Consider the following 334-nt stretch of genomic DNA (forward strand, 5'->3'; position numbering starts at 1 on the left):
AGGGCAATGTCAGCATGCGCGCGGCAGGCGGTGCGACGCGCGGGTGCGCGACGTACGGCGTGCGTGTAGTGGCGGTGGTGCCTGAGGCGCTGCGTCGATACAAGGCGGTGCAGGTGTTGGTCGCGCGTTCGACCGGCAGCGGCATCCATTTGCTGCCGAAGTGCGGGAATGTGCCAAGGATGCCGGCCAGGGTGTCATTCACCATGCGAGTTCTCCAACTGCGGGGTGCACGCGCGGAGTGCGGGATGCGGCGGGTTGGTCACTCTGCAGGTGCTACGGTGACGATCAGCTCGCCGTTGCGCATGCGGATGTGGAGTTTGCTGCCGATGGTGAA

The 334-nt window shown here is 65.9% G+C and carries 1 protein-coding gene; it reads right to left on the reverse strand.

All coding sequences use genetic code 11. From position 1 onward, the window contains the following. The coding region (locus tag XpruCFBP8353_RS23140) for a hypothetical protein (protein WP_133125729.1) at positions 1–205 on the reverse strand (205 nt) is incomplete at its 3' end. Between the last annotated feature and the right edge of the window lie 129 nt (positions 206–334).

Source organism: Xanthomonas prunicola (assembly GCF_002846205.1).
Lineage (GTDB): Bacteria > Pseudomonadota > Gammaproteobacteria > Xanthomonadales > Xanthomonadaceae > Xanthomonas > Xanthomonas prunicola.